The following is a 21731-nucleotide window of genomic DNA, read 5'->3' on the forward strand; positions in this document are numbered from 1 at the left end:
TCACCTGTTTTGGTCACTTTCCCACCTACAAAAAAAATTGTTTTCAGGCAAGCGGTTATACGCCCCTTGCCTGTTTCTCATTCCTCATTTTTCGTTAGATAGATTCCTTAAACACAAATAGAAAGTACAAAATCATTAATTATATTCAATTCTGAATCGTGAAATATTAACGAGGAAAGTGCCTGTGTTTAAAATGCTTTTATAATATGTATGCTTTAACTTTAGAGAAAATGTGGTTAAATCCTAACTATTCCAACTATATTTAAGTTCAATTTTCAAATAAAAACATTGGGCATGTATAAAATTTAATAACCACTCTCTATTTTTTAACAGCAGTTTGTGATAAAATATCTTTAATCACGGGTATTCTCTTTCTAATTATTGCTCAAACTTGTTCTTACGCTTATCTAAGTCGATAAGGATTAACGATAGATGTCCATTGAGTCACCCAAGAAAAAAACAATTCAAAAGCTTGCATTATATGCGATACCTGAAAAAGCTTACCTCTATCGTTACGGGCTTGCTTTACTTCTGGTTATAATTGCTACACTCATCAAATTGGCTTTAGTGTATTCCACGGATAACCCCAAAGACCCTAATGCCCCATTTTTAGTCTATTTCCCCGCGATAATAATTAGCGTTTGGTATTGCGGTATCAAACCCGGATTATTTACTATTGTTTTGAGCGCAATAGTTGGAGACTTTTTTTTCATAGCCCCGATTTATACTCTTAAGATATTTAATACTAATGGGTTACCCAATTTCTTAACTTTTCTCTTCGATTCATTGCTCATCAATATATTAATCCACAATTTGCACAAATATATCAACCGCTCTGATATAGTAATAAAGGAACTTAGAAAGGCTGAAGCCACTGTAAAAGCGCAAAGTGAACAATTACGAATAACTTTAGTGAGCATCGGAGACGGAGTTATTGCAACAGATACTAACGGCTACGTCACCCTTTTAAACCCAGAAGCACAAAGATTAACCGGTTGGAAAGAAGAAGAAGCAATAGGGCAGACTATATCTAGCATTTTCGAAATCATTAACGAACATAGCAAGAAGAAAGTTGAAAACCCGGTAGAGAAAGTATTGCTTGAAGGCAAAACGGTGGAGATGGCTAACCACACCATGCTAATTTCGAAAGAGGGTAAGCATACGCATATCGCAGATAGTGGTGCGCCAATTCTCGATGATTCAGACAATGTAACCGGCGTAGTTCTAGTTTTCCGCGATGTTACAGCGTCCCGCCAAGCAGAATGCGAACGCGAGCAAATGCTTGAACAGTTGCAAGCAGAACATATCTTCCTTGAAACTGTAATAGAACAATTACCAACCGGCGTTTTTATAACTGAAGTTCCATCCGGTAAAATATTGCGCTGGAATCCTGCGATGGAACATCACTGGCATTATGATGTTAACCTCCATAATGGAATGTTTGATTATCAAAACATACAAATCTTCCATAAAGATGGAAAGCAATATTTGCCGGAAGAATGGCCGCTGGCACGCGCTATTTCGGGCAGAGTAATAATAAAAGATGAAATGATACGTTTCCAACCAGATCAGAAAACGTGGCGCACCCTATTACTCAGTGCCGCGCCGATAAATAACAATCAAGGGGAAATAACCGCCATTGTCAACACCGTCAGAGATATAAGCGATTTATTATCTCTGGAAGAGCAACTACGGCAGACCCAGAAAATGGAAGCTATCGGAAGGTTAGCCGGTGGCGTAGCACACGATTTCAATAATATACTAACAATAATTCTATCATATACAGAACTGTTAGAAATTGAACTTAAAGAGCAAGAGCAAGATATTGATATTATAACCGAGATACAAAAAGCCGCGAAAAAAGCCGCTTCGTTGACCAGTCAGCTATTATCATTTAGTCGCCGCCAAGTAATAAAAGCTGAAGTTCTCGATATAAACCCGGTTATTTCAAATATGAACAATATGCTCCAACGGATTATCGGTGAAGATATAGCGCTTGAATACGAGTTGCAACCTAACTTGGGTAAAGTGTTGGCAGATGCAGGGCAAATAGAACAAGTAATTCTGAATATGGCAGTAAACGCCCGTGATGCCATGCCCGGAGGAGGAACACTCAGGCTAAAAACCACCAATGTAACCCTAGATGAGGCTTATGCTGATGAACACTACGAAGTCAACCCGGGAGCATATGTCCTGATAGAAATCAGTGATACCGGAATAGGAATGGATCATGAAACCCAAAGCCATATCTTTGAACCGTTTTTCACTACCAAAGAATCGAGCAAGGGTACCGGATTAGGGCTTTCAATTGTTTATGGCATAGTACAGCAAAGCAACGGGCATATCTGGGTTTATAGTGAAAAAGGGGTAGGAACTGTATTTAAAATTTATCTGCCCTTGGTCGCGGAATCGGTAAAGCAAGCTGTGAGTTTAAAACCGATCGAGCGGAGCGATTCAAAAGGCTCTGAGACTATATTGCTGGTCGAAGATGAGCAACTTATCAGGAAACTTGCCAGCAAAGTTCTGAAAGAAAATGGCTATACGGTATTAGAAGCACAAAACGGCTTCGAAGCATTGGAAGTTTCCGAAAGTTTTTCTAATACAATACATTTATTAATAAGTGATATGGTAATGCCAAAAATGGGAGGGTGGAGTCTTTCGAGAGAATTGATGAAAAAATACTCCGATCTAAAAATTCTGCTTATGTCGGGATATTCCAGCGAATCAGTACCCAATCTGAATTTAGCCGAAGAGTTGAACTTCCTGCAAAAACCTTTTACCGCTATTGAGTTTATCTCCAAAGTACGGATGGTACTAGATAACAAACTTAATTAATGCGGTGACTGAGAATTAGATGGTTTTTTGCTTGGTTGAAGTAAAGTAGCTAAGTGTGCTATAATCTGCAAGCACAAAAAGAGTTGGAGAGGTCGCATAGCTGGCCTAGTGCGCCCGTCTCGAAAACGGGTATGGTTAACACCATCGTGGGTTCGAATCCCACCCTCTCCGCTTCCTCAGATGGCTGCGCAAAGTAGCCGCTATCTTAGCTATACAAACGGGGGGAGGTCGCATAGTGGCCGAGTGCGCTCGCTTGGAAAGCGAGTAGGGTTAACGCCCTCGAGGGTTCGAATCCCTCCCTCTCCGTTTTTTATGCGCCTGTAGCTCAGTGGACTAGAGCATCGGTCTTCGGAACCGAGTGTCGGCGGTTCAAATCCGTCCAGGCGTATCCTACCTCTTATACTTCTGTTTACTTTTCTCCTATCCTCAATTTTAAATAGTATAATTAGCCTGTTTGATACTCTATATTATGCTGGGAGGGATGCAAAGGATGAATACAACTTCGGATGGAAACAAACCCAATCTAGTTCTTAAGCCATTGGCAAAACTACGGACAGGGATAAACCAAAGAAACGGCACTACCCCTAAGCATCGCTCAGGATTGGATATAGAAAATCGAAAACCTCGTGTGGAAATATGCGAGGAAGAAGGCTTGCCGGTACGCTGGATTAACATAGAACGTGCCGAATCGGTTGAGATAGATTGGCTGCATCGCAGCTTTGAATTTAATCCTCTCCATCTCGATGACGTAACCAGCTATATGCAACGTCCAAAGCTAGACGATTTCGATGATACCGATTACTTATTTCTGGTGTTGCATTTCCCGGTTTACAATAAATCCGAAAAAGTCAGCGTAGCAGAAGAAGTTGATATTTTTCTAGGCTCTGATTACATCATCACAGTCCACGATGGTAAGCTAAATCCGCTTAACCGTTTATTTGAACAATGCAAAAATAATCCCGGCAAACGACACGGTATGCTTAACCGCTCACCCGCTTATACTATGTACAAGATTCTGGATATATTGGTAGAATATATCTTTCCAATTCTTAATAAATTATCGCAAAATCTGGACGATGTTGATAGCAAGATATTTCAAGCAAGTTCGCAGTCAACCATCTACCAGATTTCGACTGTACGACGAGATATTCTGGCAGTACGGCGTATATTAAAGCCTCAAATCTCAGTGTTGAGCAGCCTTGAGCGACGCAAACGAATAGTGGAAGTGGGTGAGGACGACCTTGAACCACTCTACGCCGACATTACCGACCATATAAATAAGGTTTGGGACACGCTGGAAGAATTCCGAGAAGTAATAGAAAGCCTTTGCAGCACCTATGATTCACTCAATACCCATCGCTTGAACATGGTTATCAAAACACTCACTATAATTTCGGTAATTATGCTCCCGTTGACGGTGATTACAGGCTTCTGGGGTATGAATGTAAAAGTGCCGTTCCAGGAAGAGGGTTTTGAATATGCTTTTCTGATAATTCTGGGACTGATGTTTTTTTCAGTAGCCTCTATGCTAGCAATTTTCAAGTGGCGCAAGTGGCTCTGAACCGAAAGGAGTAGTAAAAATGCCCGGAGATATATCGGCAGATGAAGTTTATGCGGACCGAGAATTATTGAACCGGCTAGGCTACGGAATTTTCGATGTGCAATGGGGTAAAAACGGAGTTGGCTTCGAAAATGTGCGCGACTTCTCGTATGTGGTCAGGGAGCATGAAGACCCGAAGTTATACCGCCGCAAGATTTTCGAACTGGTAGGCAAATATTACCCAAACAATCTGGCAAAGGCTGTCTGGGATAAATTTATAGATCATAAATGGGTGTTGAGCGAGCAACGCGGCGAAGAAGTCAGCCTCAAGCTCGCTGCTGAGGATTGGATAGAAAATCACAGCCACGAATTCCTCAAAGAGTGGACTTTCAAACAACCCGAAGTACCATACCGCATCCGCAGCACCAGCGAACCACGCAAAGATTTTCTGAGTATAGTAACAGGGATGATGTTTCCTAACCTCCAAGATTTGTTGAATGTGGGTTTTAGCGTAACCGATATTATATGGGCACGCTTACAAGAGATAAAGCCCATCCGCAAATCGCCCCAAAAGCAGGAAGAAGCAAAAACTGCGCAAGGTGAGGGTTACTACGTAGTCCAGAAAATAAACCCCAGTGAGTTTAATTATATCCGCTTGGTAGCAAATCTGACCGGACATGTTATTCAAACGCAAGAAGAAGCGGAGAAGCGCTGGAACGAGATACTAGAACACAAGTGGTATATGAGCGAACGCGAAGGTAACGATGTAGGGCTGCGAACTGCCGCGCTTGATTATTACCGCAGAATCAACCTGTTAGCCGAAACTGAACGAGGCATGGATTAATAAAAAAACAAGGGATGAATATCCCTTGTCAGAATTTTTACATAGGTATAACTTAAGATAAAAACGCACCCACAACAAAAACTGTACTTTGGAAGCGTCATAACTTAAAGACCGGCAAGGAGTTTTAACCCCCTTGCGCAAACCTATAGAATTTACTTCTTGCCTAAAAGACCGATCTGCTGCGCTTCAGGTTGAGAGGTGCTACTAGGCTGGTCAATCTGATCTGAAAATATTCGGCTTCTCACCAAGAAGTTAGCAGCAATCTGCCAAACAATCAGTACCAGAAAGAAGATAAGCACGCCCAACAAAGACATATCGGGCGGAATATCGGTTGGAGCAAGCTTCTGCGGATTAGAACCCGCAGGAGGCACTAGTGTTGGTGTTGGTGTTTGCGCCAGCACAGTACCAGCGAAAATAAACATGCTCAACATTACCAATGAGATGGCGGTGGTGAGCTTCACCCAAGATTTTTTCACAAATTTAACGGGCTGCATAGGGCTTCCCTCGCTACAATTGCCACGATTTTGAAAATGAGCAAAATTAGAAAATGGTCAATACCTAGCAGTATCTTAGCTCTTTTGAGGCATACTTGTCGGTAACTAATGCTACAATCAGTTTTTACGTGCAAGAGGTGAATCAAAGAAGATTTGAATCCCGCTAGTACAGCCCTACCCTAATTTATCTATCCGCCATTTTCTGCTAACGCTTCCACTAAAGTTGCAGCACGTCCTATTCGAGCCTCGTTTCGAGCTTTTTTGGACTCCAGCAAGGCTATATTCGCTATTTCGAATAATTCCCGGTGGTTGGCGGCATCCTGTGGAAAATAAGCTGCGCCTAAGCTAACGGTAACATATAGCTTGTCATTGTTCGCCAAAATAATAGGGGTATCGCAGATTGCCTTCCTGATTTTCTCCGACACCAGTTCCAAACCCTTGTAAGAAGTACCGGGCAATAACACCGCAAATTCATCGCCACCATAGCGGGAAACAATATCGGTGCGCCGAACATTTCGCGTTATTATTTCCGCGATATGTTTGAGAGCGGTACTGCCAATCAGATAATTGTACTGAGAGTTTATAGTTTTAAGCATATCCATATCTATAATCAGCAAACCGAGCGAATAATTTAGGCGGTGCGCTTTATCCAGTTGCATCGGTAGCTCACGCTCAAAATAATTATGGTTGTAGGTTCCCACTCTTTCGTCAAAATCCGCCATACGCTTTTTCTCTTCGTAAAGACGGCAATTGAGCATAGCAGGTGTAAATAGCGCTGCCATTTTCTCTATCAATAACAAGGGCACTGTATCAGGGCGGTAGGTATTGGGTTCACGATATGAGAGGGCAAGCACCCCATGTAACTTATTGCGATGTATAAGGGGGAGTAATAATAAGGAACTGCCGCGAGGAATATAGGGTAATTCGCCGGGTTGTGCTGGATTGATTAGCGAAGTGCGTTCGCGAATAACAATTTCTATGAGACTACCCTCTATTTTATATTCCTGGCGCGACCGACGGCGTGGTTTATTCTCAGAATTGCTGGAAGTGTATGCCAGTGTATAATAGAAGTGATCTAGTAGGAGAAAAAGTGCCGCATGGCTGATGCTTATTATGTTTTCTAGCTTAGTTAGCATGTATTGCAAAAGTTCTTGCAAATCTAGGCTATCCGTTATTTCTGCTGCAATTTGATTCAAGTAGGCGGTTTCGGCAGCATCGTATTGCAGCGATTCCATACGGGTGGTATTCTCCAACCCAATAGCAATTGTGCTTCCTAACGCTCCGAATAGCCTTAACTCAATTTCCTCAAGTGGTTCAAGGCTACCACCTAGCAACAGCCCATATTGTCGGTTAGAAGCGATCACGGGCATACAATAGAGCCATTTCACCCCAATTTCAGGTTTGAGCGCAGATGGCACAGTAACCTGAACAGGTAGGGTTTGAGGCACAGACGACAACCTTGTACCGTCCAGATGCGATTTCAGTAAATGGTTTAGTTCACCACGTAACCAATCTAACCGCACGCTGGTGATATTCTTACCGACAGTAAGAGCATATAGCTCAGTGGAATGTCCCGGTTCTACTCGCAAAAAGGCGCTGAAGGTCAGATTATTCAGCAATTCAGTTAGTGAGGATGGAGCGAGATTAAAAATCACTCCAGAGGAAACAGCACGTAAAATCACTCCATTTAGAGTTATTAGTTTGTTGAACTGAGTATCGGTTAGGCTTATTAAACTTTCTTCCACAACTTTTGACCCTATTAGTTACTGCTTCTTAACAACTCTCGTGTGCCAGTCTCTCCCTTTACTCTTCCTTTTAGAATGTGGCAAATGGCACAATCTTTTTAATATCTTATATAACGTTCATGCTAATAATTTAATACGCTAAACGTATAAGAAATAAGTAATAGGCAAATTGCTACCAAAAGGACTATTACTGATTTAGGAGATTCTGGCTATGTGATATAATGCCGCTATGAACACACCCAATTATCCAAAATTGAAATTGAAACCAGGACGCGATTGGACAGCACGACGCGGACATCCGTGGGTCTTTTCCGGCGCATTGCAAACACCAGTGCCGCCCCATAAAGCTGGTACTGTGGTTGATTTGGAAGACGCAGGAGGCGAGTTTGTAGCGCGAGGCTACTACAACTCTGGCACCGATATTGCGGTACGCATTCTTACCGCTAATCCTAACATGCCAGCCAACACGCATTTCTTCGCTACACGGCTTGCAGAGGCTTATAATTTAAGAAAGATGCACCTTGACCTTGAAACCACTACTGCGTTCCGTCTGGTTAATGCAGAGGGAGATTTTATACCCGGTTTAATTGCCGATTATTATGCGGGTGTGGTAGTTATTCAATCACATACCGCAGGTATAGATCAGCTGCTTGACTATATTATAGAGGGAATCAGGCAAGTTTTGCAACCTGATGCTTTGCTTGTCAGAAACGATGTGCAGGTACGTACTCGCGAAGGCTTAAAACGAGAAGAGCCTCGATTGATTTTCGGGGAAATACCAAAAGAATTGGTTATCACAGAAAATAGTTTAAAATTTGTGATAAACCCATGGACTGGGCAAAAAACCGGCTTTTACGCCGACCAACGCGATAAACGCCTCGCATTGCTGCGTTACTCCAATGGTGATAGCTTGCTAAATTGTTTCAGCTATTCGGGCGGCTTTTCGGTATATGCCGCCAGTGCAAATCCGAAACTGAAAACTACTAACTTGGATCAATCTGCGGCAGCGCTGGCATTGGCACGCCGCAATTTTAGCATTAACGAGTTAGATGCGGACAAGCATGAATTTGTGGTAGCCGACTCATTTGAATATTTGCAAAGTTGCACTGAACGTTATGATACAGTGATACTTGATCCACCAGCCTTTGCTAAAAGCCACCGTGAAAAAGAAAAGGCGTTGCAGGGATATGTGCGGTTGAACACTTTAGGTTTGCCGTTGATTAAGCCCGGTGGCATTCTGTTAACATGTTCCTGCTCTGGTAGTATCAGTATGGAAGACTTTAGCGGGACAATTGCTCAGGCTGCCGCACAAACACACCGCCGAGTGCAAATTCTGGAAAGTTTTGAGAATGGGTTAGATCACCCGGTAAATATTTTTACGCCTGAAAGCCGTTACCTGAAAGCGTTGTTTTGCCGAGTACTCGATTAATCTAGATAATGATTGGAGAATAATTAAATGATAGTAGTTCAAAATCGTATCACATGTCCGGTTGAAGTTAGCGGACGAGTGGAGCAGGGCTTTGCCCATTCTACAGAAGGTATGAAAAGCAATAAGGGTTTTGTCAGTTTTAACTTGCTGAAATTGGAAAACGAAGTTGAAGCGGGCAAAGTGCTTTACGTGGCGATGACTTTCTGGGAAGATCGCGAAAGTTTTCAGACATGGCGCGAGGGCGATTCCTTTGCAAAAGCTCATAGTAGTCGGGCTTCTGGCGAAAAAAGCCCATTGCAATCTACCGTTGAGGTATTCGAGGTAGTTTAGGTCACAAGAGAATGAGAATAATTCTTATAAGACACGCTGAACGCGAATACACACAGGGAGTTACAGAAGAAAACCAAGCGCTCACCAGCAGAGGAATCAAGAACTGTCGCAAACTTGGTGAGTTGATTGCCCTACATGAGCCGGATGTAAAAGCTATCTTCAGTAGTCCTTTTCGGCGTGCTACCCAAACTGCCGCCTACTTGCTACCCTACTTACCAACTCTCCAAATTTACCGAGTAGAAGAGGCGCTGGCTACCAGCCTTGATACTACGCCGCAACCGCTCATAGAATTATTGGAATCCTGCGGAAATTATAATTGTGTGGCGCTAGTAGGGCATAAACCGGAATTGGAACAACTTCTTACTGCGCTCTGCGGTGAAGAAGTAGAACTAAAAAAAGCCCATGCGGTTTGTATTGAAGTGGGCAAAGACTTCCGAAACGGCAAATTGCTATGGCATCTTAACCCAAAATCTGCCGTGGTTGCCCTTTCGGAAGATGTGGATTTCTAAAGTTCTCGAAGGGCGGTTCATACCCTACTACCGGTCAAAGTTGAACCGCCTATCGAAATTTGAAAATAGTAGTCCGTAGTCTGGATTTTTTAACCTTTTGTTTACCTTAATTTACCGATATATTAACCGGTGTGCGATATTTTAGCATGAATATATTGGTTCACCTCATTGATAATTTCACTCACTAATGGAATAATTCGGGATGCAGGAATAGCATCGAGCCTACACCCGGCAGCAGCTTTGCGTGAGGAAAAAGGAGAGATCCATGCGTATTTTAATGATTCAGCCAAATTACCATTCCGGTGGCGCTGAAATAGCCGGTAACTGGCCTCCCGGCTGGGTCCCCTATATTGGTGGTGCGCTTAAAAAGGCAGGGTACAACCAAGTTAAGTTCGTAGATTCGATGACCAAAGACCTGCCAGATGAGGCTGTTGCCGCGATCATCAAATCATATGCCCCCGACGTGGTGCTGACCACTGCCATTACCCCTATGATTTATCAGTCGCAGAAAGTAATGAAAATTGCGCGAGAGATGGCGCCCAATGCTAAAACCATTCTCGGTGGTATTCATCCTACTTTTATGTATGCTGAAGTGTTGAACGAAGCGCCCTATATTGATTACATCGTGCGCGGTGAGGGCGAGGAAATCATTGTAAATCTGTTGCGTTCTATCGAAGCGGGCACCGACCTGCAAGATCGCAGTACAATACTAGGGCTTTCCTATATACAAGATGGTCAGGTGGTAGCGACACCAGCACACCCGGTAATCCAGAATCTGGATACGATTTCGGCAGACTGGAGTTTGCTGGAGTGGAAGGATTACATCTATCGTCCCCTCAACTGCCGCGTGGCTGTACCAAACTTTGCGCGTGGTTGCCCCTTCACCTGCCGTTTCTGCTCGCAATGGAGTTTCTGGCGCACTTATCGCACGCGCACTCCAAAATTATTTGTAGATGAAATCGAGCAACTGGTAAAAGTGCACAATGTAGGTTTCTTCATCCTCGCTGACGAAGAACCGACCATCAATAAAAAGAAATTTGTGGCGCTTTGCCAGGAATTGATCGACCGCAAACTAGATATTCACTGGGGTATCAATACCCGCGTGACCGATATTTTGCGCGATCAGGAATTGCTACCCTTCTATCGCAAGGCGGGTCTGGTACACGTTTCGCTCGGAACGGAAGCAGCTGCTCAGTTGAAACTAGATCGCTTCCGCAAGCAGACCACTATTGAGCAGAACAAACGCGCCGTCCAACTGCTGAAAGACGCGGGTATGGTCGCGGAAGTACAGTTCATTATGGGTCTGGAAAACGAAACGAAGGAAACCATCGAAGAAACATATCGTTTGGCGATGGACTGGAAACCGGACATGGCTAACTGGAATATGTACACCCCTTGGCCCTTCGCCGAACTGTTCGAGGAACTGGGCGACCGGGTAGAGGTGCGCGATTATTCCAAGTACAACTTCGTAACCCCTATCATGAAACCCGATGCTATGGAACGCGAAGAGGTATTGAAGGGCGTTTTGAAGAACTATGCGCGCTTCTTCGCCAACAAAACCTTTACTTCCTATCCCTTCATCAAGGACAAATGGAAACGCAAATATATGATGGGCTGCTTGAAGGCTTTCGCCGTCACCACCCTAAACAAGCGGTTCTATAACCTTGGACGCATCAAACGCAAGGGCTTCAAGGCTGAAATCGACTTTGGGTTTGACTCTGATCGCATTCTGAACACAGAAGAATTGGCACGTTACAAGGGTATGCGCGGTGATAAAATCTCGCAAGAGAATGTTGTCATGCTAGGCAATATCGGCAACGGGCCTGTTTCTCTACACGGTGCGCCTAAAGGCTTGCCCGAAGAGTATAGTGATGAGAACAGCGACAAAAAGAAGCTGACCATGATTGACTCCATTTCGGTTTCCGCTTGCGGTGCGCCAAACCACTTGCCGGAATATGTCGAGGAGGAAGCCCCTCAAGCTGTCATGAAGATGGTTTCCACCGATGTTTCTGCCTGTGGCGCTCCTAAAGGCTTGCCCGATGTTTACGAGGAGTTGGAAGACGTCGAACCGGTGGCGCAGAAGGAGAGCTAAGATGACTACCGCCGGTCTGGATCATGGCAACGCTTCGGTACATCCTTCCGGTAAGATCGGTCCAAACTCCTTAATCCAGACCGTGCGCGCAATGCGCCGTATCTACGGTGATGAGAAAGCGCGACGGATACTGGAAGAGGGTGGACAGGGCTTCCTGTGGGATCATCATCCGGGTGAAATGATCGACGAGGGTGAGTTTATCACCTTGGCGCGTATGCTCTATTCCAACCTTGGCGTTCAAGAGACTTTACCGTTGTTACGTCTCTCCGGTAATCTGACCGGAGAGTACGTACTGGCAAATCGCATCCCTAAGTTTGCGCAACGTATCATTAAATTTTTGCCGCGCAAGCTACGTCTGAAAGTGATGCTTAATGCTATCGGTAAAAATGCTTGGACATTCGCCGGAAGCGGTAAATACAGCTTCACGCTTTCCCCACAACTCCAGATAAATCTGGATGAAAGTATCATTCGCCATGCCATTAGCAAAGCGAACGTACCGGTATGTAGTTACTACACTGGCGCATTCGAAACTCTGCTCAAAACGCTGGTGGATGCTCACATTCAGGTGGAGGAAATCGAATGTGCTATTCGAGGGGACTCGCGCTGCGTTTTCCAGATAAAATTCACACGCTAGCTTAATTATTCCAGCTAGAGCGGGGACTCGCAATTTCAACGCGAATCCCCGCTTTTTTGTTTCCAAGCAATCTTTTGCTCTGAAACAGCGCATGTGTTATCTTACAACAATGATAATACAAAATAGACCTTTGGAAATTCTAACCTAATGCAATTAAAAACACTGAAAGCAACCCGCTATATTACCCCTTTGCGCGAGGGTGGTTCTCTTCCCGCCATTGTGGAAGCAGATGACAACGCAATGTATGTTATGAAATTCCGGGGGGCAGGGCAAGGAAGCAAAGCGCTGGTGGCAGAACTGGTGGGCGGGGAAATAGCGCGAGCGTTGGGCTTGCCTGTGCCTGAACTGGTTTTTATGGAACTTGAGGCTTGGATGAGCCGTAACGAACCTGACCCTGAAATTCAGGATTTGTTGAAAGCCAGCACCGGATTGAATCTCGCCTTAAAATATCTAGATGGAGCGTTGGCATATGATCCTGCCGCCTCCCCTAAGCCCGATGCTACTTTAGCTTCCGCTATTGTGTGGATGGATGCCTATCTCACCAATGTAGATCGCACCGCCCGCAATACTAATATGCTGATGTGGCAGCGCGAACTCTGGCTGATTGATCATGCTGCTTCGCTGTATTTTCACTTTAACTGGGACGGGTATCTGGAACGCACCTCCAACCGCTTCAGCGCTATCAAAAACCATGTGTTGTTGAAATTTGCCAGCGATTTAACGCAAACTGACGCACGCCTTAAACCACTGCTGTCGGGTAATGTTTTGGAAGAAATCATCTCCATTATCCCTGAAGAGTGGTTCGAAAAAGAAACTATCTTCTCCAGCCCACAGGAAAATCGAGAGGCTTATCTGACCTATCTAACCAAACGGCTAGAAGCCTCAAGCGTATTTGTAGAGGAGGCGGTAAATGCCCGATCTGGTACAGTTTGATTATGCCATTATCCGGGTTGTGCCGAGGGTAGAACGCGGTGAATGTTTAAATGTGGGCATAATCCTATATTGTCGCGCTCACCACTATCTGAACTGTGCGATTGAGCTTGAACGCTATAGGCTGTTGGCGTTGTGCCCAGAAATAGATATAGAAGCAGTAGAGAAACACCTTTCGGTTATCCCACTGATTTGCGCCGGAAATAATGAGGGTGGTCCGATTTCGGCATTGTCGCAACAAGAACGCTTTCATTGGCTCGTAGCGCCTCGTAGCACTAGCATCCAGACCTCACCACCGCACTCCGGTTTATGCGCTGACCCCACTGCATACCTCGAACACTTGATGGAAATGATGGTGCGGTTGCCTCCGCATTAACCATTCTCTGAAGACAAGACTACATAGTATCCATGCTTTCTTCACAAAACCCCGATTTTTTCTGTACAAAATTTATGCTAGTATTAAATTGAAGTTATACGTCATGTAGTTTTTGAAGTTATGTATTACTTCTACAAATGCTGAAATTTCTTTAACTAGAATAAATAGGAAAACAAATATATGGAACCCGTATTAATCACCACCAAATATCAGGATTTATACCGCTTATTGGCAGCAATGGAAGTACTGGTTTACGAAAATGGCAAACCTGAGAATATTCTGATCTGGTCGCCGGAGTCTTCTTCCAAGCTGTTAAACGGTCTCGATAAACTTGAAGTGATCAATCGTTACGCCGGAAAGTTGGGTGTTAACGTGGTTCTATCGGCGGCATCAGATAATAAGCTGCGGAAATTGGCAAAAGCAGTAGGCTGGAAAGTAGTATGGGAGATTCCGACATTGGATGAATCAGCAGATCTTTTCGGTTTCAACCCGAATCAGGTTAGTACCGCTAAGCAACTGGCATCCTAATTGCAAATCCTCTAATAAGCACACGCTAGCAGAAAGAAACAAAATGACTCCCAGCGCATTAGGGAGTCATTTTGTTTTCCAGATATCCTACCTTCTTGAAAACAATTGACAAACCATATTGTACATAATATATTAAGCCCTGTTTTGGCAAGTTATCCTATAATCCCTTAAAATTCCCCCAATATCTCCGTAACGGATAATTCCAGTGGAATTAGGCTATTCGAACAGTTGCCCTGTCCCGGTGAGGAGTGTTATTATCCAACTGAAAGTTAAGAAATTAACATGTGTTCCGAGATAGAATGGGTAAGATTAATGCAAATTGATATAAATTGCGATATGGGCGAGAGTTTCGGACACTATAAGTTGGGAAATGACCTTGCCTTGCTAGAATATGTCACTTCTGCAAATGTCGCGTGCGGTTTCCACGCTGGTGACCCGCTGGTGATGTCCGAAACGGTAAAGCTGGCGTTGGATAAAGATGTAGCAGTTGGGGCGCATCCCTCTTACCCTGATTTGCAGGGCTTTGGACGGCGCAAAATGGAGATGACTGCTGCTGAAATCGAGGCATTTATCCTTTACCAAATCGGCGCACTTTCAGCCTTTGTGCATGCACAGGGCGCAACTCTAACTCATGTTAAAGCGCATGGAGCGCTGTACAATGTGGCTGCGTTGGAGATGCCGGTGGCAGAAGCGATTGCACGTGCCATAGCACGTTTCGACCAAACGCTGATAATGGTCGTACTGGCAACCTCTCCCCTGATGATTGAAGCGGGGCAACGAGCGGGTTTGCAGGTAGCGCGAGAAGCTTTCGCAGATCGGGCTTATAATGCGGACGGTACGCTGGTAAATCGAAAGTTACCGAACAGCCTCATTACCGACCCGGTTAAAGCGACAGAACAAGTGGTGCGTTTGGTTAAAAAAGGCGAAATCATGGCAAGCGATGGCTCAATCTTAGAATTACAGGCAGATACGGTGTGCATACACGGCGATGGTCCTACCGCTTTGGAAATTGCCCGACACTTGAGCGAGACACTTGCCGCCGAAAATATCAAGACTTGCGCGTTACAAAAGCAGGGCAGGAATTAAACGTGTCAATCGACCTTCCCGTATTGCCCCACCGTATCCTCGACCCGCGCCCACTGGGAAATCACGCTATTCTGGCGCGTCTGACCTACCCGCTCGGCATTGAAAATCACGCAGCTTTGGATGCAGAAACACGCTATAAGCGGTTGTTGCTGGCGCGTGGTTGCGCTCAATACCTGCGCAGCATACACCCCGAATGGGGAAAAAGCTTGGTAACAGGTTACGATAGTGTATTAGTTCCGCTCGAAACGACGTACCACAAGATGGGCGCTACGTTGCGCTGGCTTCAGGAACTGGGAGAATCGCCGGAACTGGGAGAATACTTGCGCGGTTATCTAGAAGTAGGTGGTTTAAACCCGGCGCGTCAGCATCGTATCCCGGTGGTTTACGGAGGCGAATACGGTGAAGACCTTGAGGAAGTGGCACAACTTAAGGGCTTGAGCGTCGAGGAAGTCATCAGGCTACATTCTTCCGCCACCTACTCGGTATATATCGTAGGCTTTACTGCCAGTTATGCCTATATGGGCGCGTTACCGCCTGAAATTGATTTGCCACGGTTGGCACGACCCCGCACGCGAGTCCGGCGCGGCACAGTGGCGCTGGCTGCCGGAATGACGGGCATCTATCCTCTTGATATGCCCGGTGGTTGGCGGTTGCTAGGTTATACGCCGCTCTCGGTTTTCGAGCCGGAATGTGAGCCACCCTCTCGTTTTCAACCGGGCGATTTAGTGCAATTTTTCCCTATTAGCACGAAAGAGCTTGAGCAGTATCAGCACAATATACACAACCTCGATTCCAGCTTGGAGCAAATAAATGTTCAGCCAGCCTGAGTGCCGAGTGCAAGTGCAGGACGGCGGAATTTTCACCACCCTTCAAGATTTAGGACGTACCAGCGGCAAACCCTACGGGGTAACGCCCGGAGGCGCGCTAGACCGTTTCGCCCACCGTGCCGCCAATGAATTGGTAGGCAATAACCCCCACGCTGCCACCCTCGAAATGACCTTGCGTGGAGCAACGCTTAGATTCGAGCAAAAGGCGCTCATTGCGATAACCGGCAGCGATTTCAAACCGCGTCTAGATAAGCAACCTATTCCCATGTGGCACAGCGTATTTGTACGCGCCGGGCAAACCTTGGATTTCGGGGGAGCAGAGGGGCGGTTGGCATATCTAGCGGTGTATGGCGGTTGGAATGCACCCTTACTGATGGGCAGCCGTTCCACCAATGTACGCGCCCGCTTCGGCGGCTACGCCGGGCAGGGGCGTGCCTTGAAAGCCGGAGATGTTCTTACCAACACAAACGATTATCTCAAGCCAATGTCGCATTTGGCGGGTGCGGCAGGCTATTCCCACCCGCTCAAGGTGCGCCCACATTATGGTAAAGAGGTAATAGTACGCATAGTTCCGGGACCTTATCTTGAACACTTCGCGCCCGATTCACTGGAAGTGTTTTATCGCACGTCCTATGAAATCAGTAGCGAATCGGAACGGATGGGTTACCGCTTGAAGGGAGAAAGCGTGCCGTATCGGGGCAATGAATGGGCAGAAATTGCCGCATGTGGCACGGTTTTTGGCACAATCCAAGTGCCACCGGACGGACAACCGATAATCTTGATGGCAGACCATCAAGTTACGGGTGGTTATCCCATTATTGGGGTAGTTGCCGAAACCGATTTGCCGCTTATCGCACAATTACTACCGGGTCAAAAAGTCCGCTTCAGGCTGTTCGAGGAAGTAATGATTTAAGCTAAATATTAGGTGAAATAATATGCCAAAACAAGAAGCCAGCAAAACTGCTTTAAGCGTAGCTGCGATGAGAGCAGTGCATCAACTTTTCGATGCAACGCCCAAAATCCTCGATGATAAGGTTGTTGTACAACTCCTGGGTGCGCCGTTTGTGGAACAAATTCAGACTCATCTGGCGCGTTTTCAAACAATAGAAGCAAATGTTTTACGTTCTCACATCCTGTTACGCAGCCGCTATGCCGAGGATCGGTTGGCTAAAGCGATCGAACGAGGCGTGCAACAATATCTTATTTTGGGCGCTGGCTTTGATACATTTCCTTATCGCCAACCAACATGGGCGCACTCGCTGCAAATCTTCGAGGTTGATCAACCTGCTAGCCAGCAAGAAAAGCGCGAACGATTACTTCACAACGATATTAATGTTCCAGCTAACCTTGAATTTGTGACAATTGACTTTGAAACGACCTCGTTAGTTGACGGTTTGAAAAAAAGCAGTTTCGATTCTTCAAAGCCTACCTTCGTATCATGGTTGGGTGTGATGATGTATTTAAACCAAGACGCAATTGATAGTGTTTTAAAGTATGTAGTTGCCCTACCAAGTTCCAGCGAGATTGTATTTACCTTTGTGCCGCCATTATCCAGCGCAAAACAGGTTGAACTTGCCGAACTTGCGGCAAAACAAGGTGAACCTTGGAAGAATTACGTTATGCCAGAAGATTTAGTGCAGTCATTACACTCGTTAGGTTTTACAGACATCACACTACCTACATCAGCAGAGCTTGACGCATGGTACATATGTGGTCGGCAAGATGGGCTTGGTGTATCGAACAGAACCTTAATTGCCAGTGCAATTGTTTAGGTATATAAAGCAATTATCCCCTCCACAGCACATAAAGAGTAAGTGGTAAGGCAAAAGCCACCACTAACCACAATATCTTCTCCAATAGCCGGATTATCAAAAGCCGCTCATCATCTTCCGAAGTTCTGGTGCGCTTGCCAAGTTGCAACCCCAGCAATGATAAAAGCGCGATACCCAACATTATTGAAGCAAAATTCAGATTTTGCATTATCGCCCTGCCTCAATCTCCTAATTAAACCTTTGTAGTATCTTGTAAGGAAAAAGCCCTACAACTATCTGAGACTTATATACCCCTTGTAGGTGCGCCAACCCGCGTAGGCGTAAATAGCCGTAACGCCGGATGTGACATACGCTAATAAAAGTTATTATGACGTTGCAAGAAGAATAATTATAAAACGAAAGGAATCGAAAAATGAGCGTTGAAATTACAGAAAAAGAGCAAAATCCTGCCGATGCGCCGCAAGTTCCGACAAACCCTTATTATTACCAACCTGCTTACCAGTATCCAACTAATTACTGGCAGCAATACCAGTCAATGCGCACCAGTTCCATTAGAACTGTAAATATATTGTTCTGGGTTTTCTATGCATTGGTTGGGTTCTGGGTAGATTTTAGTATTGCTGTATCCCTCTGGACGGTTGCGCTAATATTACCATTCACACTGCCAATTGCGCTGGTACTACGAACCTTTAACAACCAAGATTACTCAATTTACATTAACGGGGTCTATTATAACAATCTAACCGATGCACAGTATTATACCGCTGCGGGGATTATTACAGCGATAGGTATCATGATCTTGATAGGAGCAGTAATGACCATAAAGCCAATGTTGAAATTGCATCGCATCCTCTTCCGCGATTTGGGCGGTTTGAAAATCTGATTAACTCTTACTTATCCATATTCAGCGTCCGGAATTGCTCCTGACGCTTTTTTCATGCAATACAGGGCTTTTAATTATAGTCGTAAGAGGAAACTTTAGTATGATAAAATAATATGAAGCTGTTTTTGAATCCGGTGAATGAAGATGTAGTATTCATACAGAATGAAATGGAAGCAAATGGCATTAAGTGTCTTGCTTGAAACCTCGATGGTTATCTCCAAATGCTCTCAGTAAATACTAGATTTAGTGAGAGTTTCAAGAAAAGATTTAGCTTTGCACTTTTAGGCTTAACTTTATTTCTCTGCCTATTCTTTCTCTTTCAAATTTTACTGATTCTTATACAAAAAAAAGCAATATTCGCTATAGATTTCAAAGTATATTGGGCGAGCGGAAAAGCTATACATGATAATTTCAGTCCTTATGGGGCTAATCTGTTGCAATTTAGCGAAGCACAATTCCTGTATCCCCCTCTTTTTGCTATCCTAATGGTTCCCTTTTCTTTACTACCATTCGAAATTGCAGGAATAATTTGGTTAATATTATCTCTCTGCCTGTTAGGAGCGATTTGTGTTTTTATTATTAAGTTGGTGGGTTATCCAAAAACGATTTTTACAAATACAAAAACAGTAACCTTAATACTGCTAGGAATTTCAACGCTACTCTACCCGGTATTTTCCGCCATCAAATTAGGTCAGATTAGTACCCTCATATTCTTTTTGATTGTTGCAGCGTTACTGGCACAATATCGAAACAAGCCTATATTGGGTGGTTTGCTTTTAGGATTGGCTATTTCATTAAAAATCACACCGCTTCCTCTACTTATTTTTGCATTTTGGGTAGGATGGTATCACCTAGGAATCACAGCCAGCCTGACCTTTTTTGGAACACAAATAGTATCGGCTATATATAATCCCTCTATATTTTTCGAGTATTGGTTCAGTGTGTTTCCCAAAATTGCCTCTATAACTGGTGGTGTCAGCCTATCTCTTCAAGGATTAGTGACACAATTAGCGCCATCACAACTATTATTTCTACTTGTACCAGTAACAATAATAATATCAGCTATAATAATTCTTATACCTTTTAGCCTTGTATTCTCAAAACACGATCCTCAAATAGTATTACAAGGGTTTGTATTACTATTATGCGGTCTTGGAATAGGACTACCTACCGTAGAAGATCATTATTTAATTTGGCTTATATTACCAAACTGGATGATTCTTAATTATTTAATCCAGAAAAATGCTTTGGGCAAAATCGTGCTTTTTCTACTAACCATTATTTTGCTCGCATGGAAGCCTTACGAACTAGGCGGAATAATTACAGGAATTAGCGGTACCGCACAGGAGCAAGCTATAAATAACAGGCTGGTAATTGGGCGAGTAATACTTGAGATTGTATCATTTTGGTTTTATATTATTTTTATTCGTAATTTGGTAGTGCCGCCTACCAACGTGAAAACAGTACCTTAACAACAAAAGACTTGGAAAATTAGCGTCTCTCAAGTCTAATTCTGGTATGAAAACAAACCAACTAAAACCAGAAAAACCGATGGGGGTGGGGACATGTGGCTAAATGGTAAATCTTAGCGGGCGCAAAACTCGCATAACAGCAGATCAAGTTGGGTGGATAAATCGGCACGCCCTTTTTTATCGGCGTAATCCAACTCGGTCAAGCGATTATAGAGGTCGTCGAGGCGGTTAGGGGTAAAATTGCGACTCAATTTCAGAATGATTTCCGCTCTATAGGGGTGTATTTTAAATTGTGTGGCAATTTCAGCAGGGCTTCGACGCTGTACATCCAATTCACGAACCTGTACCAATTCAAACACCTGTTTGCAAATACTACTGAAAACATATCTGGTAAAACTAGGGCGGGCTAAGGTAGTTTCGCTGCGCATTCGGTTCAACTGGGTGAGAGCAACATTTAGATTCTTCTGTCCTAACGCTTCGGTGAGCTTGTAAATCGGAGTATCGGTCACAGATACGCTTAGTTTTTCTACCATCTCAGCAGTGACAGTTTGATTCTCCCCGGCATAAGCCGCCAGCTTTTGAAGTTCATTGTCAATTCGCCAGAGATCGTTGCCCATGTATTGTGCCACCAAAGTTACGGCAGCCGGATGTATTTTTATTTTATTCTCTTTGGCATGATCGCTAATCCATTTTTCCAGCGACATTCCTTCAAGGGGCTTGAATTCTATAACCTTTGCCAGTTTCTCAACCGCTTTGAAAATTGCATCGCTCTTGCCGGTTTTGCTTTCAGCCATTACCAGCACGGTGGTCTCCGGCATGTTTCCCAGAAAATTGAGGAAACGTTCTTTTGGAGTAGTGGCAGTAGGCTGCACCGTTTTTTTACCACCGCGTGAGGTCGGTTTAGGTGATTCTGAATCGCTACTTTTGCCGAATTTGGCAAGGACATCATTTACCAGCACCAAACGTTTCTCGCTCAAGAAAGGGTAGGATTCGGCGGCATTTATCAAATCATCGAGATTGAAACTACTATTGGAGGCATCAAAGCGGGCAAAATTAAAATCCCGTGCTTCTAATGGCAGGGTTTCTTCACGCAGCTTATCAATTTGTTTTCGAAGGCTGAAAGTATCTTCGCCGTAGAATAAATATATCATAGTTAAATGGGGAAATTAATGCCCTACTGGAACGTGTGCCTCATGTTTCCGACCCCTGCTTATGCAAGGTGGGTGTCTATTACTGGTTTTCAGCCTAACGCGCCCAAGTTTATCCAACTAGCGCAGACATACAGCCTGTAAAATCGACTCCCTAAATCGTTGATGTTGAAGTTGAAACATTACTGGCATCACGTATTCAATAGGGCTAAAATTATTATAGCACCTTGAAAATGGCTTTGCAATCAGTTCAAAAT

Annotated in this window: 21 protein-coding genes and 3 tRNA genes; 20 read left to right on the top strand and 4 right to left on the bottom strand. The window is 44.4% G+C overall.

Annotated features, from left to right (window positions below):
* Window positions 1–432: 432 nt before the first annotated feature.
* From OZ401_RS04720 to OZ401_RS04745, 6 genes are all read left to right on the top strand, one after another.
* Window positions 433–2835, top strand: a complete 2403-nt coding sequence (locus tag OZ401_RS04720) for a PAS domain-containing protein (RefSeq protein ID WP_341469557.1) — start codon at window positions 433–435, stop codon at window positions 2833–2835.
* Between the two features lie 85 nt (window positions 2836–2920).
* Window positions 2921–3006: transfer RNA gene (locus OZ401_RS04725), tRNA-Ser, on the top strand.
* Between the two features lie 50 nt (window positions 3007–3056).
* Window positions 3057–3141 (top strand) — tRNA-Ser (locus OZ401_RS04730).
* Window positions 3142–3149: 8 nt separating this feature from the next.
* Window positions 3150–3223 (top strand) — tRNA-Arg (locus OZ401_RS04735).
* Window positions 3224–3325: 102 nt separating this feature from the next.
* Window positions 3326–4396, top strand: coding sequence for a magnesium transporter CorA family protein (locus OZ401_RS04740; RefSeq protein ID WP_341469558.1), 1071 nt, complete (start codon window positions 3326–3328; stop codon window positions 4394–4396).
* A gap of 19 nt (window positions 4397–4415) precedes the next feature.
* Window positions 4416–5219 carry a DUF4032 domain-containing protein gene (locus tag OZ401_RS04745; protein WP_341469559.1) on the top strand — a complete coding sequence of 268 codons (804 nt, stop codon included), beginning with the start codon at window positions 4416–4418 and terminating at the stop codon, window positions 5217–5219.
* Between the two features lie 152 nt (window positions 5220–5371).
* Here the strand turns inward: OZ401_RS04745 and OZ401_RS04750 are convergent, their stop codons facing one another.
* Together OZ401_RS04750 and OZ401_RS04755 are read right to left on the bottom strand one after the other, a co-directional pair.
* A complete protein-coding gene (locus OZ401_RS04750; RefSeq protein WP_341469560.1) occupies window positions 5372–5713 on the bottom strand; it encodes a hypothetical protein in 342 nt (113 codons plus the stop codon).
* Window positions 5714–5901: 188 nt separating this feature from the next.
* Window positions 5902–7458: a GGDEF domain-containing protein gene (locus OZ401_RS04755; RefSeq protein WP_341469561.1), complete on the bottom strand. Its 1557-nt coding sequence runs from the start codon at window positions 7456–7458 to the stop codon at window positions 5902–5904.
* Between the two features lie 229 nt (window positions 7459–7687).
* Between OZ401_RS04755 and OZ401_RS04760 the strand changes: the two genes are divergently transcribed.
* The 12 genes from OZ401_RS04760 (at window position 7688) to OZ401_RS04815 (ending at window position 17971) form a co-directional block, all read left to right on the top strand.
* Window positions 7688–8887 carry a class I SAM-dependent rRNA methyltransferase gene (locus tag OZ401_RS04760; RefSeq protein WP_341469562.1) on the top strand — a complete coding sequence of 400 codons (1200 nt, stop codon included), beginning with the start codon at window positions 7688–7690 and terminating at the stop codon, window positions 8885–8887.
* 27 nt (window positions 8888–8914) lie between these two features.
* Window positions 8915–9217, top strand: coding sequence for an antibiotic biosynthesis monooxygenase family protein (locus OZ401_RS04765; RefSeq protein WP_341469563.1), 303 nt, complete (start codon window positions 8915–8917; stop codon window positions 9215–9217).
* An 11-nt stretch (window positions 9218–9228) separates the two neighbouring features.
* Complete coding sequence (locus OZ401_RS04770; RefSeq protein WP_341469564.1) at window positions 9229–9726, top strand: SixA phosphatase family protein; 498 nt, start codon at window positions 9229–9231, stop codon at window positions 9724–9726.
* 265 nt (window positions 9727–9991) lie between these two features.
* The gene (bchE, locus tag OZ401_RS04775) at window positions 9992–11818 is read left to right on the top strand and encodes a magnesium-protoporphyrin IX monomethyl ester anaerobic oxidative cyclase (RefSeq protein WP_341469565.1); all 1827 of its coding nucleotides are present in this window, start codon (window positions 9992–9994) and stop codon (window positions 11816–11818) included.
* A gap of 1 nt (window position 11819) precedes the next feature.
* Window positions 11820–12452 carry a bacteriochlorophyll 4-vinyl reductase gene (gene bchJ / locus OZ401_RS04780; protein WP_341469566.1) on the top strand — a complete coding sequence of 211 codons (633 nt, stop codon included), beginning with the start codon at window positions 11820–11822 and terminating at the stop codon, window positions 12450–12452.
* 147 nt (window positions 12453–12599) lie between these two features.
* Window positions 12600–13385, top strand: a complete 786-nt coding sequence (locus OZ401_RS04785) for a HipA family kinase (RefSeq protein WP_341469567.1) — start codon at window positions 12600–12602, stop codon at window positions 13383–13385.
* Complete coding sequence (locus tag OZ401_RS04790; protein WP_341469568.1) at window positions 13363–13758, top strand: DUF3037 domain-containing protein; 396 nt, start codon at window positions 13363–13365, stop codon at window positions 13756–13758. The genes OZ401_RS04785 and OZ401_RS04790 overlap by 23 nt, the downstream gene beginning before the upstream one ends.
* A 180-nt stretch (window positions 13759–13938) precedes the next feature.
* On the top strand, window positions 13939–14286 hold the full coding sequence (locus tag OZ401_RS04795) for a hypothetical protein (RefSeq protein WP_341469569.1): 348 nt from the start codon (window positions 13939–13941) through the stop codon (window positions 14284–14286).
* A gap of 312 nt (window positions 14287–14598) precedes the next feature.
* Complete coding sequence (locus OZ401_RS04800; protein WP_341469570.1) at window positions 14599–15372, top strand: LamB/YcsF family protein; 774 nt, start codon at window positions 14599–14601, stop codon at window positions 15370–15372.
* Window positions 15373–15374: 2 nt separating this feature from the next.
* Entirely contained in the window at window positions 15375–16199 is an 825-nt protein-coding gene (gene pxpB / locus OZ401_RS04805; RefSeq protein ID WP_341469571.1) for a 5-oxoprolinase subunit PxpB, read from the top strand.
* Window positions 16183–17112 (top strand): 5-oxoprolinase subunit C family protein, encoded by a 930-nt coding sequence (locus OZ401_RS04810; protein WP_341469572.1) that lies wholly within the window; start codon window positions 16183–16185, stop codon window positions 17110–17112. Before pxpB ends, OZ401_RS04810 begins: the two co-directional genes overlap by 17 nt.
* A gap of 22 nt (window positions 17113–17134) precedes the next feature.
* Entirely contained in the window at window positions 17135–17971 is an 837-nt protein-coding gene (locus OZ401_RS04815; RefSeq protein WP_341469573.1) for a class I SAM-dependent methyltransferase, read from the top strand.
* Window positions 17972–17984: 13 nt separating this feature from the next.
* On the opposite strand, the gene OZ401_RS04820 is transcribed toward OZ401_RS04815, so the two are convergent.
* A complete protein-coding gene (locus tag OZ401_RS04820) occupies window positions 17985–18179 on the bottom strand; it encodes a hypothetical protein (protein ID WP_341469574.1) in 195 nt (64 codons plus the stop codon).
* Between the two features lie 204 nt (window positions 18180–18383).
* Between OZ401_RS04820 and OZ401_RS04825 the strand changes: the two genes are divergently transcribed.
* Window positions 18384–18854 (top strand): hypothetical protein, encoded by a 471-nt coding sequence (locus tag OZ401_RS04825; protein ID WP_341469575.1) that lies wholly within the window; start codon window positions 18384–18386, stop codon window positions 18852–18854.
* Window positions 18855–19075: 221 nt separating this feature from the next.
* Window positions 19076–20326: a glycosyltransferase family 87 protein gene (locus OZ401_RS04830; RefSeq protein ID WP_341469576.1), complete on the top strand. Its 1251-nt coding sequence runs from the start codon at window positions 19076–19078 to the stop codon at window positions 20324–20326.
* 113 nt (window positions 20327–20439) lie between these two features.
* Here OZ401_RS04830 and holA read toward each other — a convergent pair whose 3' ends face one another.
* Window positions 20440–21477 carry a DNA polymerase III subunit delta gene (holA, locus tag OZ401_RS04835; protein WP_341469577.1) on the bottom strand — a complete coding sequence of 346 codons (1038 nt, stop codon included), beginning with the start codon at window positions 21475–21477 and terminating at the stop codon, window positions 20440–20442.
* Window positions 21478–21731 lie beyond the last annotated feature (254 nt).

This window comes from Candidatus Chlorohelix allophototropha (assembly GCF_030389965.1).
Lineage (GTDB): Bacteria > Chloroflexota > Chloroflexia > Chloroheliales > Chloroheliaceae > Chlorohelix > Chlorohelix allophototropha.